Origin of the sequence: Bradyrhizobium sp. 139 (assembly GCF_023074175.1) — a bacterium.
Lineage (GTDB): Bacteria > Pseudomonadota > Alphaproteobacteria > Rhizobiales > Xanthobacteraceae > Bradyrhizobium.
The window spans coordinates 93,211-108,490 of record NZ_JADPKS010000144.1 but is presented as its reverse complement, the minus strand read 5'-3'; the positions used below and the strand labels follow the sequence as shown (position 1 = coordinate 108,490).

The 15,280-nt window shown below is 60.1% G+C and carries 5 protein-coding genes and 4 pseudogenes; 1 reads left to right on the top strand and 8 read right to left on the bottom strand.

From position 1 onward, the window contains the following. Nucleotides 1–157: 157 nt before the first annotated feature. From IVA80_RS31400 to IVA80_RS31390, 3 genes and pseudogenes are all read right to left on the bottom strand, one after another. The gene (locus IVA80_RS31400; RefSeq protein ID WP_247438728.1) at nucleotides 158–8,731 is read right to left on the bottom strand and encodes an Ig-like domain-containing protein; all 8,574 of its coding nucleotides are present in this window, start codon (nucleotides 8,729–8,731) and stop codon (nucleotides 158–160) included. A gap of 717 nt (nucleotides 8,732–9,448) precedes the next feature. Continuing rightward, complete coding sequence (locus IVA80_RS31395; protein WP_247438727.1) at nucleotides 9,449–9,682, bottom strand: hypothetical protein; 234 nt, start codon at nucleotides 9,680–9,682, stop codon at nucleotides 9,449–9,451. A gap of 839 nt (nucleotides 9,683–10,521) precedes the next feature. Next, nucleotides 10,522–10,808: pseudogene (locus tag IVA80_RS31390) on the bottom strand (transposase); the annotation flags it as partial. Between the two features lie 3 nt (nucleotides 10,809–10,811). On the opposite strand from IVA80_RS31390, the pseudogene IVA80_RS31385 reads away from it, so the two are divergent. Further along, nucleotides 10,812–10,994, top strand: a pseudogene (locus tag IVA80_RS31385) (transposase); the annotation flags it as partial. Here IVA80_RS31385 and IVA80_RS31380 read toward each other — a convergent pair. From IVA80_RS31380 to IVA80_RS31355, 5 genes and pseudogenes are all read right to left on the bottom strand, one after another. Continuing rightward, nucleotides 10,994–11,275, bottom strand: a pseudogene (locus IVA80_RS31380) (IS66 family transposase); the annotation flags it as partial. The pseudogenes IVA80_RS31385 and IVA80_RS31380 overlap by 1 nt on opposite strands. 27 nt (nucleotides 11,276–11,302) lie before the next feature. Beyond that, nucleotides 11,303–11,524, bottom strand: coding sequence for an IS66 family insertion sequence element accessory protein TnpB (gene tnpB / locus IVA80_RS31375; protein ID WP_256467546.1), 222 nt, complete (start codon nucleotides 11,522–11,524; stop codon nucleotides 11,303–11,305). Between the two features lie 20 nt (nucleotides 11,525–11,544). Next, nucleotides 11,545–11,967: a hypothetical protein gene (locus IVA80_RS31370; RefSeq protein WP_247438726.1), complete on the bottom strand. Its 423-nt coding sequence runs from the start codon at nucleotides 11,965–11,967 to the stop codon at nucleotides 11,545–11,547. Between the two features lie 973 nt (nucleotides 11,968–12,940). After that, nucleotides 12,941–13,159 (bottom strand): annotated as a pseudogene (locus tag IVA80_RS38500) (UDP-glucose 6-dehydrogenase); the annotation flags it as partial. A gap of 918 nt (nucleotides 13,160–14,077) precedes the next feature. Next, nucleotides 14,078–15,013, bottom strand: coding sequence for a hypothetical protein (locus IVA80_RS31355; RefSeq protein WP_247438724.1), 936 nt, complete (start codon nucleotides 15,011–15,013; stop codon nucleotides 14,078–14,080). Nucleotides 15,014–15,280 lie beyond the last annotated feature (267 nt).

Below are 15,280 nucleotides of genomic sequence, written 5' to 3'. Positions count from 1 at the left end.
AGAGGACGTTAGCGGCCAAGACGATGGTCGATCTGGCAGGGACTGCCAACAATCGTTGCCTGGGCAAGACCAGCCGCTCCCTGAGTAAACCCACAGCGGAAACTGCCAGGCCTTTACCAAGGCCGCCAAAGCAGTTGTGAGGAGCAGCGATGCGTGGTTAGACGTGGAAGAGAAAGTCCTGACCGTCCAGAGTATTCGCAGTGACGCTCGTCAAGACGATTTCCATATCCGCCGATCCCTGGCTCTGTGCAGCGGTCGAGCTGTTGACGTAGACAATTGCATTCGCGCCGCTCTGAATCCACGCGATACTATGCGCCGCGACTTGGGCACTCCCGGTTACCAATCCTTGGACAACCGACACTCCCGCGATCGCCGAGGTGTCGATGATATCCGCACCATGAACGAAATCGCTGATCGTATCGTGGCTTGCTATCGTAGAGTCTGAAACCGCAGCGAAGACGAATTGGTCGTTTCCCGCTCCTCCTATCAACGTGTCGGCGCCTCCTCGTCCCTGGATCACGTCATCTCCTGCTTGCCCATCCAACGTGTTGTTGCCGGCATCGCCGAAAATGAAGTCAGCGAAAGCTGAGCCCCTGACGGCATTCACGCCGGTGAACGTATCTATCCCGACACTTGCGAGGTCACCGGAGGCCGTTCCGTGGGAGTTGCCGGCTGCAAGATCGACGGTCACCCCATCCAGAGCATTATAGAATGCAATGCGGGTATTGCCGTTACCGGTAATGCCATCATTGCCGTCCATTCCCTCAAACTCGTTGAGAGTCCCGAAATCGCCGGCATTTGCACCCGAGGTACCAAAATTGGTCGCGACAAAAATATCGTCGAAACTGGTCCCGCGGATTGCCTCAATTGATCGAAGAGTGTCTGTCCCGATCGAAGCGTCGCCGGTCACCACGCCCGAAGCCATATCGACTTGAATGCCTGCCGCAGAACCGTCGTTGTTGTAGAACGCCCTGTCGAAACCAGTTTTACCGTCGATGAAGTCATTGCCGCCGCGACCGGCAAAATCTTCCGCTGTACCATTAGGATTGTTAGAGCCGGTGATGGTGTCGGCGAATGACGACGCTGACACCGAGCCAACACCTGAGAAGGTATCGGTGCCGACGGACCCATCGCCGGTTACGGTACCCGACGCGCCGCTGGTGGTGCTGGTCCAGCTATTGAGGCCGAAGGTGATCGTCACGGGACCGGTCGCATTGGCGTAGGTCAGACGCGTGTTGCCGTTGCCGGTGATGGCATCGTCACCACCAAGTCCTTCGAACTGGTTGAAGGTGCCGTTGTTGCCGACGTTAACAGCGCCTGCGAGGCCGTAGCCCGTGGCCACATAGGTATCGGCAAGGTTGGTTCCCTGGATAGCCTCGATCGAACGCAGCGTGTCCGTGCCGATCGAGGAGTCGCCCGTAGCCGTGCCGGTCGCCATGTCAATGCTGACACTGCCGGTCGAAAGATAGATGTTGTGGTAGCTGGCGGCATCGAAGCCGCCGCGCCCGTCGATCGTGTCGTTGCCGCCAAGTCCGGTAAATGTCTCGTTGATGCCGCTTCCCGACAGGGAATCGCTGAACATCGTGCCCATGATGGCATTCACGCCGGTGAACGTATCGCTTCCAACCGAGGTGTCCCCGGTAGCCGTGCCGACTGCTATGTCCACCACAACGCCCGCGGTCGCATTGTTGAATCCGATGCGCGTGTTGCCGTTGCCGGTGATGATGTCGTTGCCGCCCTCGCCGGTGAACTCGTTGAAGGTCCCCAATGACCCCGAGTTCGTGCTGGTGCTGCTAAATCCGGAGGCGTTGTAGGTATCAGCAAATTTGGTGCCGCGGACAGCTTCGATCGACACAAGTGTATCAGCACCAACCGTGGCATCCCCTGTCAGGGTGCCAGCAGCGAGATTGACAGCGATACCTGACGTCGTGGTCGGATCGTTGTTGCAGTCGACGCGGTCGAACCCGCCGCGACCGTCGATCGCGTCGTTGCCAGCGAACCCGGCAAATACCTCGACCGTACCGAATCCATTGTTGCTTCCAAAAAGGGTATCGGCGAACGAAGAGCCCCAGACTGCGTGGATCCCCAAGCCAACAAACGTGTCGTGACCAACGGATCCATCTCCATCCGCCGTTCCGGCTAAGATATCGACAGTCACACCGGCGGTCGCGCTCACATAAGAAACCCGCGTCAAAGCCGCGCCCAAAGGGTTCACGGCACCTAGAATGGTGTCATTGCCGCCCCGACCCTCGAACTCGTTAAACCCGACGGGCGTACCGGGAGTACCGGTGGCTCCCGCGAAACCGGTCGCATTGAACGTGTCCGCAAAATCACTGCCAACCGCACCTTCGATCGCGACGAGCGTATCGGTACCCACTCCCGGACCGGATGCCGTGCCAGCCGCAAGGTTGACGGAGATCCCGCCCGTGGCATCGGTGTAGACAGCGCGGTCGAAATCGGCTCCGCCATCGAGCAGATCGTTGCCGCCAAACCCCTGAAGCCGATCATTTCCTGCAAGACCGGAAATTGCATCTGCTTGGCTCGTTCCGAGCAGCACATCCGAGCCGGAGGTGCCGTTAGTGACATCGGGAAAGATGAAGTCGCTTTGCTGGAGGCTTGTTACACCAACCAACGTCAGCGTATTTCCACTCCCGAAATTGATTGTGGTATTGCCAGCACTCACCGTCGATCTCGACTGAACGTCTGCGAGCGTGAAGATGCCGGACAACCCTGTCAGATCGATGGTGTCGCCCTGGGTACGATCGAAGTCGGTGATGGTGTCTGCTCCGCCCCCATCGGCGTAGACGAAGGTGTCGGAGCCGTTCCCGCCGGTCAGGGTATCGGCGCCGCCGCGGCCGTCGATCCGGTCGTCGCCATCCCTCCCGTCGAGCGTATTGGCGTTGGCATCGCCGAGAATGACGTCGGCAAAAGAAGAACCGCGGACGGCATTCACGCCGGTGAACGTGTCTGTCCCGGTGCCCGCGGCGTCACCAGATGCCGTCCCGTGAGCGTTGCCGGCGGCGAGGTCGACGGTCACCCCATCCAGAGCATTGTAAAATGCGATGCGGGTATTGCCGTTGCCGGAGATAGTGTCATTGCCGGCCATCCCCTCAAGCTCGTTGAAAGTACCGAAATCGCCGGCATTGGGCCCGGAGACGCCGAAATTGGTCGCGACATAAGTGTCGGCGAAGGCCGTCCCGCGGATTGCTTCGACCGATCGGAGGGTATCCGTTCCGATCGCAGCGTCGCCGGTCACCACGCCCGAAGCCATATCGACTTGAATACCTGAAGCCGAGCCATCGTTGTTGTAGAAAGCTCTGTCGAACCCACCCTTGCCGTCGATGAAGTCATTGCCAGCGCGACCGGCAAATTCTTCCGGGGTGTTGTTTGGATTGTTCGAGCCGGTGATGGTGTCGGCAAACGACGACCCCGATACCGAGCTGACACCGGAGAAGGTGTCGGTGCCTACAGATCCATCACCAGTTGCGGTACCCGACGCGCCGCTGCTGGTGCTGGTCCAACCATTGAGATTGAACGTGATCGTCACAGGGCCGGTTGCACTGGTATAGATCAGACGGGTATTGCCGTTGCCGGTGATGATGTCGTTACCGCCCATTCCCTCAAATTGATTGAAGGTGCCATTGTTGCCGACGTTAACGTAGGGGAGGCCGGTGGCGGGATCGATCGCCCCGGTGACTCCGAAATTAGCCGCGTCATAAGCGTCGGTGAAATTAGTGCCCTGAATGGCTTCGATTGAACGCAAGGTGTCGGTGCCGCTCGAGGCGTCGCCGGTCACCGTTCCAGCTGCAAGGTGAACGCTGATCCCACCCGTCGTGAAGGTGAGGTTGGCATATTGCGCCGTGTCGAATCCACCTTTTCCGTCGATAAAATCATCCCCGGCAAGGCCCATGAAGTTCTCGTTGGCGCCGCTGCCCAAAAAGTTGTCGGCAAACATCGAGCCCACGACGGCGTTGACGCCGGTGAGTGTATCGGTTCCCACCGAAGCGTCGCCGATCGCAGTGCCTGCCAGAAAATCGACCGTCACGCCGGCGCTTGATTGCGTATATTGGATTCGGGTGTTGCCGTTGCCGATAATGGTATCGTTGCCGCCCATGCCTTCGAAGTTGTTGAAGGTGCCGCTCGATCCGGCATTGGTGCTAGTGCCGCTGAAACCGGTGGCATCGTAAGTATCAGCGAAGTTGGTGCCGCGGACGGCTTCCACCGAACGCAGCGTATCGGTCCCAATCGTCGCATCGCCAGTGACGGTTCCGGCTGCAAGATTGACGCTTACGCCCGTGGTAGTGGCGGCATCGTTGTTATAGACAGCGAAATCATAGCCGCCACGGCCGTCGATCAGATCGTTGCCGGCACGAGCGTCATATTGCTCGAAAGTGCCGTTGGGATTATCGCTGCCTCGCAGCGTGTCTCCAAATGCTGACCCAATGACCGAATTGACGTTGGTGAAGGTATCATTGCCAACTGACGCATCGCCGTTCGCCGTTTCCGCGCCGAAATCAACGACGACTGCCGCTGTCGCACTGATATAGGAAATCCGGGTCAGTCTCTCTCCGGAAGGATTGATCGTGCCGGCGATGATATCGTTTCCGCCCATGCCTTCGAAACTGTTGAAGCCAATTGGCGTACCAGGCACCCCGGAATTGCCGCTGAAGCCGACCGCCGAGTAGTGATCGGCAAAGTTGCTGCCCTGGATGGCTTCGATACCGATCAACGTGTCGGTGCCGACACCTGGACCCGTCACGGTTCCTGCCGTCAGATCGGCGGTGATGCCGCCGGTCGCGTCGACATAAACCGCTCGATCGACACCCGACAAGCCGTTGATTATGTCACTACCGCCAAAGCCCTCGAATACATCGTTTCCGGCAGTCCCGGTCAGGGTGTTGTCGCCGGCGTCGCCGAGAATAGCGCCGGGCACGCCCACCAAATAGACCACTGCGCCGCTGGTCGCGGTGTTGCCGGCCGCATCGCTCACCCGTGCGGTCAGCGCGTTCGGGCCGTTGCTGAGCGTGACCGTGGTGCTCCAGCTGCCGTTGCCCTGCACGATCGCGGTGCCGATCGTGGTGGTGCCGTCCAGGATGGTGACGGCTGCGCCCGAATCGGCGACGCCAACCGTGCCGGTGATGGTCTGGCTGGCCTGGTTGACCGGCCCGCCCGCGCTGGTGATCACAACCGCGGGTGCTGCCGTGTCCAGCGTGAAGCTCAGCGCTGCAGTCGTCGAACTGTTGCCGGCGGCATCGCTGAACTGCGCCGCGACCTGCTTGGTGCCATCGGCTCCGAGATCGCCGGCGGTCACCGTCAGGCTGACGCTACCTGCCGTCACGTCGGCCGGCGTGATCACATGCGTGACCGGATGCGCCAGCGGCGAGTCGCCCAGCAACAGCTGAACCGTATCGCCGATCGCAGCGGTCGGGTTCAGCGCCACCGTGAAGCTCGGCGAGGTCGCTGACGTGATGTTGTCCGTGCTCGAGCTGCCGCTGTCCGATCCTGCCGTCAGGTCTGGCGAGCCGCCGGTCGGCGCTGCCGTATCGAGCGTGAAGCTCAGCGACGCCGAACCGGTGTTGCCGAAGCTGTCGGTCTGGCTCGCCACGATGCTGTGCGCTCCGTCCGCCAGCCCGCTCGGCGTAAACGACCAGGCGCCTTGCGCATCGGTGGTCACCGTCGTCGCGATCGGGCTGCCGTCGATGGTGAAGTGCACCACCGTGTTGGCAAGGCCGGTGCCGCTCAGCGCCGGGTTGGCGGTGATATGGTCGGTGGCCAAGCTGCCGGTGTCGGCGACCAGGGCCTCGGTCACGGCCAGGCCGGTGGTGCTGAGCGTATAGACCACTGCGCCGCTGGTCGCGGTATTGCCGGCCGCATCGCTCACCCGTGCCGTCAGCGCGTTCGGGCCGCTGCTGAGCGTGACCGTGGTGCTCCAGCTGCCGTTGCCCTGCACGATCGCGGTGCCGATCGTCGTGATGCCGTCCAGGATGGTGACGGTGGCGCCGGCATCGGCCACGTCGACCGTGCCGGTGATGGTCTGGCTGGCCTGGTTGACCGGTCCGCCCGCGCTGGTGATGGCGACCGCGGGTGCTGCGGTGTCCAGGGTGAAGCTCAGCGACGCCGAACCGGTGTTGCCGAAGCTGTCGGTCTGGCTCGCGACGATGGTATGCGCTCCGTCGGCCAGCCCGCTCGGCGTAAACGACCAGGCGCCTTGCGCATCGGTGGTCGCTGTGGTGGTGCTGAGAACACCATCGATCGTCAGATGCACCACCGTATTGGCGAGCCCGGTGCCGCTCAGCGCCGGGTTGGCGGTGATATGGTCGGTGGCCAAGCTGCCGGTGTCGGCGACCAGGGCTTCGGTCACGGTCGGGCCGGTGGTGCTGAGCGTATAGACCACCGCGCCGCTGGTCGCGGTATTGCCGGCCGCATCGCTCACCCGTGCCGTCAGCGCGTTCGGGCCGTTGCTGAGCGTGACCGTGGTGCTCCAGCTGCCGTTGCCCTGCACGATCGCGGTGCCGATCGTCGTGGTGCCGTCCAGGATGGTGACGGCTGCGCCCGAATCGGCGACGCCAACCGTGCCGGTGATGGTCTGGCTGGCCTGGTTGACCGGTCCGCCCGCGCTGGTGATCGCGACCGTCGGCGCCGCCATGTCGAGCGTGAAGCTCAGCGACGCCGAACCGGTGTTGCCGAAGGGATCGGTCTGGCTCGCGACGATGGTGTGCGCTCCGTCGGCCAGCCCGCTCGGCGTAAACGACCAGGCCCCTTGCGCATCGGTGGTCGCCGTCGCCGCGACCGGGCTGCCGTCGATGGTGAAGTGCACCACCGTGTTGGCAAGGCCGGTGCCGCTCAGCGCCGGGTTGGCGGTGATATGGTCGGTGGCCAAGCTGCCGGTGTCGGCGACCAGGGCCTCGGTCACGGCCGGGCCGGTGGTGCTGAGCGTATAGAGCACTGCGCTGCTGGTGGTGGTGTTGCCGGCCGCATCGCTCACCCGTGCGGTCAGCGCGTTCGGGCCGCTGCTGAGCGTGACCGTGGTGCTCCAGCTGCCGTTGCCCTGCACGATCGCGGTGCCGATCGCGGTGGTGCCGTCCAGGATGGTGACGGTGGCGCCGGCATCGGCCACGTCGACCGTGCCGGTGATGGTCTGGCTGGCCTGGCTGACCGGTCCGCCCGCGCTGGTGATCGCGACCGCGGGTGCTGCTGTATCCAAGGTGAAAACAACAGGTACGCTCGTGGTAACGTTGGAGCTTGGGTCCAAAGCCACGATGCTGTGGTCGCCATCACCTGCCAGAGTGACTGCCATGCTCCAAACGCCGCCAGAGCCAACAGTAACCGTTCCAATTTGCGTGGTGACGCCGTTATAAGTGTCGTACAGCGTCACTGTGCTTCCAACGAAGGCGACATCAACCGTTCCGCTGATCGTCTGATTTCCATGGTTGATTGGACCGCCAGCGCTGCTGATAATTACCGGTACGAACGAGGTCACGACAGCAGCTTGCGAGGTGTCCAAAGTGGGGACGAGCGGCTTCGATGCGGACGTAGAATCTCCCGTGATGGAAGCGAGGGTCACAAAAATTGGAGTGATCGATCCGCCACCGGCTTGGCCCCTCATGTCGTCTGCAACAACAGTAGTCGGAGCCTCGGTAGGTGACGGGGGCGGGCTCCCAGCGAACTTCTGCAGCGACTTTGTATCGGCATCTCCTCGCTTGCCGTCGCTAGGTGCCGGAGTATCTGGAGCGATTTGCTTCCCGATATCGTAGGTCGTCAACACCTGCTGAAAAGCGCTGAATTCCTGCGCAACCTGGCCTGGGCTCTTACTGATGGATTGGGTGATCACCTCGAAATTGGCAGTTGGGGTGATGGTCAGCGATGGACCGTCGCTGGTAACTATCCCGATTGGATCCCCCGCGGTACAAACCCCTTGAAGCAAGTTCGTTGGGACGCATTTGAAGACCTGCACGGAATGAACCTGACCGTCTTGCTGATCGGCAACGGACACCGAGACCTGCCCATCCACGGCATCGACGTTAAGAAGGACTGCCGTCCCGCGAATTCCAATCACGGCAGTCGGCGTCGCGACCTGCATGTCACCCGTTTTGGCAACCTGGCCAGCGACAAAAGTAGCCGCACCCTGGACGAGCGTGAACAGCGAATGGTTCGAGCCACTCGTCAGACTAACTAAGGTGCCGCTCGCACTAGTCTGATCTTCATACCCCAATTGGTTCAACATGAAGCGGGCGTTGGCACTCAGGTTGAACGTTGTGCCGTCAATCAGAACGAGACCGAGGTTAGAGCTACTTCCCGTTTGCACGACATCGTTCTGATAGACGACATCCCCATTGTTCGCCTCGATAGTAACGCCGTTGCGAACGATGCTGGCGCTTCCGGTTATGGTCGCGACATGGCCAATCACCTTTCCAGCGGCGGCATTTCCTCCGGCTTGCGCAAAGGTTTGATGGCCGGTGAGGGCTTCAACGACTCTCGCATCGAGCACCGCGCCATCCGCCGAGCTGAGCGGCGAACGCTTCTCACCGAGAAAGTAATGGGGAATCGTGACCCGATGGTTAGGATCGGAAATGATGAGATCGTGGCCCGAACGTGCATATTCCCCCGAGAACAGGAGATGCGCGTTTGGAATGATGAGTGCGTGAGTTGGGGCGGGCTCAGGGAAACTAAAGGGCTCCCAAGCCACCTCAGATCCGGCAACATCGGACTTTTGGCTTAATGGGGTATTCAAGCCGTCGCCCCATTCATGAATTTGCAAATTAACTAATTAAACATTAATAACCATATTAACAACACTTCGCAAGTTAATTGAAACGAGCTTTTACGGGCGGCAGTGGATTTGTTTGAAGTCTGTAGTCATTCGATACGCGATAACCGCGAGCCGGGATTGGCGAGAGCCGCGCTTAGGTATCAAAATTCAAGCTGACATATGCTGGATCTAACTCGCATGGTACAATCGCGAATATTTCGCCGCCTGGACCTGTTCGAGGTACGCCGTCAGCTGGTGCGCGCGCGCAACCGGCATTGCAGTAACGGGGTCATTGTAAGGCGCATTAACGGCCTGCTATGCCGAATTTACCACTTGGATGCCATCGATCCCAGCCAAGGTGAGCGGATCCGCAAAGCTGTTCAAGTTGCCCTCCGAGACACATCCGAAGGTTAGTCTGAGCTAAGTCTCCGGATCAGAGAGGCCACCGCTGCCCAGCCTGTCTTTCAGCTTTGGAAGCGACAGCAAGCGCGCGGGGGCGTCACGGCGCATTCTCGCACGGCCGAGAATTGCCGGCCTTTAGCACCGGATCCGATTGGCCATGATTCGATTGGCCATGCCAGCTATGAGTTGTATATCGGCCCGTCTCCGCTTGCGCAGATACTCGCCGCCGCACGGATCTCTGTGCATCCCCGCTGGCGGTGCAGTGGCGCACTGAATGTCGGATAACCACTGTTAGCTTTATTCTGCGGCGTTGAAGCTGGGCAGGCAGTTGCAAGCCCGATTGGCAACTTTGGCCTCAATGGCCATCTGAAGCGACGAGGCAGACAGGCGTGCCGTGGCCGATTGTTCTTCGGTCAGGCGTCTTTCAATGTACTGCCGCTCAACCTCGGTTAGCGTCGTTTGGAGCAAGCGCACATAGCGCTCAATGTTCTTCTGATGTGCGCTCAAACGAACAATTTTCTCGTCGATCATCTTCCATCCCAGCGGGCGCGAGTGCAATTGAAAATAAACGTTGAAAAAACAGATTTAAATATCTTAAATTAATATCGATGATTTAAAATGGCAGATAAATCTCTGCCCGTCAAGAAAAGATAGCTTCGATGAAATCGATCTACTCGCAGTCCTAATCCTGTTCGCGTTTCCACCGTCGCGCCGCTCTATTCGCCTCCAGCGCTGGCTCAGCAAAACGCGTCCGCTAAAGCCAAGGTCGCTAAGAAGGGATGCAGGCCGGGCGCAAAATACGCCTGCTACTAAGTAGTGTCGCTATTGCCACCTCTTCGCCGGTCCGAAGTAGCAAATGGGAGCACGAAACAACGGCCGCCGCGGGTGAAAGCCGCCGGGAATCCTTGTTGGAAAGCGCTGATGATGAAAGCGGCAACCACCGCGTTCGGTGCTTTGGTCAAGAAACCGTTGCCCTGAGGATCGGATCGATTTAAAATTTGGTGCAGGTGCCAGCGATGCAAAAGCCTCTCTCAATCAAGGATCAATTTGTTATTGGTTCTCGCATCGAGGTAAAGCCCTCTGCGGGACCACGGTTGTCTGGCAGAACTGGGACGTTGATTGGTGCAGGATATCATCCCAAAAGCCTTCGTATTGTATTGGACGGTTCAAAAATACCGATAACCCTTCACTTTGCATACGTAGCAATCGTAAGTCGGTGATTCTGCGGAGCGCAGTCCTCTGCGCTGGGAAGATCCCAAAAGGTGTTAGGCTGGCGATCTGCCAATCAAGTAGGCCAGCATCCTGATGGTCAACCACAAGACCGCGAAGTCGTTGGGAATAGTCGTCCCCTCCTCAGTTTTGGCTCCTTACCTTAGTCGCAGGCGATCGAGCTTGCGAATGCGCTTGAGGTGCGCAAACAGCATCTCGATATTCTTCCGGAGCCGGCGCGAAGTGCGGCCCTCCCATGATTTTGCGATCTCGCGCGCCAACCGGGGCAACGATAGACGTCCCCGACGTGATCATAGGTGAAGTCGTCGCGCGAGAGGATCCCGTCTGTACGGGCCGACTTGTCGAAGACTGGAACGTGCGGTTCGATGCCGTGCTCATAGACGAGCCAGGCAAGCATCTCGGCCGAGCCATAGCCGCTGTCGACTCGGATAGAGATCAAACCTTGAACCGGCAGAGCGAGCGCTACGCCCGGGAGGGCATTGATCTGAGCCTGTCGACACTGGCCGACCAGGTCGGCGCCTGCGCGGGGGCTCTGCAGTCGCTCTATGGGCTGATTGTGCGACATGCCTTGGCCGCCGAGCGGCCGAATGGCGATGACACCACGGTGCCGATCGGCCGCTTGCGCTGGAAGGACCTGACGATCTGTGTCTGAGCCACCGCCCTCTCGGCCGCCAGTTCGTCTTCGGTTGCGGTCGCCTCCATCTCTTCGAGCTGAAGCTCCATCTGCTCCAGGAGACGTGCCTTGCGCTCCGAGCGGCTGCCGTAAATCTGGCGATGCAGCTTCTCGATCTCGAGCTTGAGGTAACTGATCAGGGCCTCGGACGCCTTGGCATTGGCAGCTTCCGCCTTGGCGCTCGCCGCGACTGCTTCCGCTTGGAGGCGCGCGGCGCGCTCCGCGAGGCGATCCGCAAGCTCAAATCCTCATCCGACCGATGTCGGCCGCCACGTCTCTGGTGGGGGCCGACAGTCGATCCCGGACAGCAGATAGCCGAGCTGCGCCGATGAGATCGTCACCACACCCTCGGCGGGGCTGGGCCAGATGAAGCGACCCCGCTCCAGGCGTTTTGTGAACAGGCAGGCGCCCTGGCCGTCATGCCAGATCACCTTCAAGAGATTGCCGCGACGACCGCGGAAGCAAAACAGGTGACCGCCTAGTTCGCAGACTACAAACCTGATTTTACCCGGACGGGAATGCGTTTGGACGAAACGGTTGTTCGTCGCTCGACCTGCGCCTTCGCGTCCAGCACCTTATTGCCAGCTCCTGCGGCGCGCGGCCGGCTTACCTGGTCCGAAAGGCTGGTGCCCTTGCCGGGCGTTCCAATCGGCAGACCATTTCCTTCGGCCCGTGCTGCTGGCGGGGAGATGTTTCGGGTGGACGACGGGCCAATGATCAGCTGGTCCTCATTGCTCGTGCCGGTCCCAAGCGCGCCGATCGGCAGACCATTTTGAGCGTGACCGACCCCGGCATTTCTTGCGGCCTGGGCTGCCGCCCGCGACTTCGCCGGCGTGGCGGGCTGAACGTTGGGATTTCTCGGTTGGCCGTTAGTGCCCAGATTTGCGCCCGTGGCGGTGTCTTTCGTCCCCATTCCTGGGGGCGCTGACGGACCAACGTTGCCTGCACTCGTCCCCATCCCAGCAGGCGCCGACGGGCCAGCGTTGGCACTGTTCGCTCCCGTCCCCGTGCCCGCACCCGCGGACCCCGCATTTGCGCCGCCTGCTTGCGCCAGGACCAAAAGAGATGAACTCGCGACGATCGCGGCGAGAACCAAAGGGATGGCATGAGACATCGGACAATCTCCTTGGCCGAGCCATTAACTATGACAGGGGAACGAGGTTCCTGTTAGCCCTTGCTCTTTCAGCCGCCACAGTGCAGGCCGAAAGCCCAAATGACGCATCGGTTTGCTTTTGCGGTAGCAAGATACGCAGCCTTAGACGTGAAAAAGGTCCTTAAGGTCAACTATTCGCAGTTGCGCTGGTCAAAACAATTTTCGTGTCCGCCGTAACTTGCGTCCCTCCGACCGCAAAACACCTCGGTGGATCAGTTGATCCTTGAGGCTCATCGCCATGATGGCTTTGACGCTCAATTCCGCCTCCGCCTGAAAAAGTCGACCGCATCAAAATGCTTTGAGTGGAGTGGTAGAGTTTAAACTCAACCCTCTGCAACGACGCGTGCGCAAATGTGCTAACAGGGGCAACGAGCCACGTCGCACAACTACGGGCCGCGAGGCCCGTGCGCTGGTTGCGCTGCGAATCCTTTGCGCAGCGTCAAGGCTGGATGGGCGGGATCACCCTACGTATCACCCGTAAAACTCCCAAGTGTTGGCAGCTACAGGTTCAGATTGACTTGTCTCGATCCTCGGGCCCGCAGCATGAAAACACCGAAGCCGAAACAATGGACGATCAGCGAGATCCACCAATTGATCAAGCTGGCCCGGGATGGAGCTGGCGCATCAAAGATAGCGGCGGAGCTTAGCCGGCTACGCTGGTTCGGTGAGACGAATGGCGCGGGCGAACGGAATAGTCCTTAAAAAGTAGGGGCTGCCCTACGGCCGTATAGTAAGCCATGGTCTTGCCGCGCAAAGCGCCGCAGAGCAGGTGGCTCACTTTCCGCGCCACCGCCAGCACGGACTCGCCGATGCAAGCTCACGTCATGTCCTGCGCGATTTTGGTCAGGGCCTTGATGTCCTTCGGAAAGCGCGAACCGCTGAAGCCCCGGTCCGCATGCAGGAACTTGGTGCCAATGCGATTATCGAGATCGATGCCGCGCGCCACCTCCTCGCGCCGGGTATTCCTGCGGAGAACAGGACTCCACGGTATCCGTCCGGTGAAGGCCGCCTTGCCGAGTGAGGCGTGTTGTTGAGAACTGTCCTTATGGACAGTGATAGGCGCAGTGCCCAAGTCGAACGGCTCGAAGTAGTGGATACAGGCCGGCGGCGGCGCCGGTCCGAGGATGAGAAGCTCAAGATCGTCCTGGAGAGCTTACAGGCGCCGCGCCAGGCCGCGGCGACGGCGCGGCGATATGGCGTTTCGCGCTCGTTGCTGCTGCGATGCCGGCGAGCGTTTCGTCCCGAGCCGACGGATGCCGCAGATCAGCACACGAGCTTCATGCCGGCGATGCTGGTACCGGAATCGGGGGCGACGCCTGGTCCAGAAGTGGTCCCGTCTTCGCGAAGGGGTTTTAGGCAGAGCGTTAGGCAACGCGAGCGCTTCTTACGCCGCCGTTGGTGACGTTCGTAGAGGCGCTAAGGAGATGAAGGCAAGGGAGCCAGCGTTGGGGTGGACCGGTCGCGCTTCGATCATCGGGAGCGGCTTCGGGACGCAACGTTGCCCCATGTTCGACCGCGGCAAGGAAAGCGCGGCCTTCGTCCGTGATGATCCATGCGCCCTGCTCACGCGCCACGAGCCTTTGGCCAAACAGATCGAGGTTGGGAGCGAATTCAGCAAGCCGCTTCATACGCAATCCCATTCCGGGCCGCTCGTATAGAAGATCGCGGGAAGGTCGCGATAGGTGAGGGGGACCTGTTACCGTCGAACGGGACACGCCCCAGGTTGCACGCCGATCTCCCGCGAAGGCACGGGGTGACTGGCTGGAAAACCTACGCCAGCGCAGGCTTAAACAGGCGTTCGGCATTCAAACGAACTGCCGCCGCTGACCGCAACCTCAACGTGCTAAAGGGATACCGAGAACGAGTGCTCTCACCATGCGTTGAAGTTGGCGACGAGTTGCTTGTCCAAGGACAAGCTTTCCATGCCACTGGAAAGCAAAATACCGCTTCGGTTATGGTGTCCACTCCCGGGCATGTTTCGTTTGTGGTGCAAGAAGTGGCCGATCTCGTGCGCCATTACACCAATGAACGCTTCGCCAAGATCGAACACGGGTGGATTACCCTGGTCAACAACCACGAATACCTGCTCATCAGGCAGATACTCCCCAGCCGCCTCAGTATCCGTTGCATCATAGTCGCCGACGAGAAAGCAGGTGAGATCGGCGCCGCGCCTCTTCAATGGTACGATATCCTTTCGAAAAACATCCCGCGAAATTTTTGGTCCCAAGGCTTTCTGGACCGTAATCCATTTGGCATCGACCAGCGTGAAAAAGATATTGGTCTGAGCCCCGAACACCCAGTTCAGCCTGGTGAGGAACCATGGCACGTCATCCGGCGTCCATTTCGTGGCGTTGACCACTTTGCCTGACTGATCGAGGTGCTTGAGGAATCTGAACGCGATGGTGAAGTCTTTGCGCGGCAGAATGGCGACCTCCAATTTGATGGCCGTGTTGCCGCGCGCGGCTTTGAGTTCGGGAATACCGACACCTTTGGCAACGACCTTGAGGCCGCGCGCACTGCCGTCCGGCCGCGCGGTGCCATATAGCGCTGTACGCAGGCGCTGCAATTGATCGTCGCGCTCCTGGCTTTTTTGCTCTCCATAGCGAGTGTTGATGTATTCCTGAGCGACGCGTTCGACTTGCTCGAAGCGCACATCCTCAACCTGTAACCGATCGCGATCATACGATAGGCGAACGTCCTTGCTGTCGCGCAGGCAGACCAGGTTGAAGCCTCCCCGAGGAACGATCACGAAGCTTTGCGCCGCGTACACACCAGAATCCTGCAAGAACTGAGCGAAGCTTGCCATAGCTTTCCCCACCCTTAAATCACGATAGTGTCGCGTCCGGTCCGCCGCGCCAGGGATAACCCATCCGTGATCATTGCTCGCCGGGCTGGGCCAGCAACATACTGGAAATTAGCCATGCGGGGCAATGTGCTGGCGTCGATTTTGCGGTCTGGACTTCGTTGGCGGCTGCGGGGGCGAGCGAGTTGTACGTCGAGTGGAGGCTATTCTGACGGTGGATGTCGCTAGCTATTAACGCCTTATGGCGATGACGGGCGCGGCGCGCTAGCG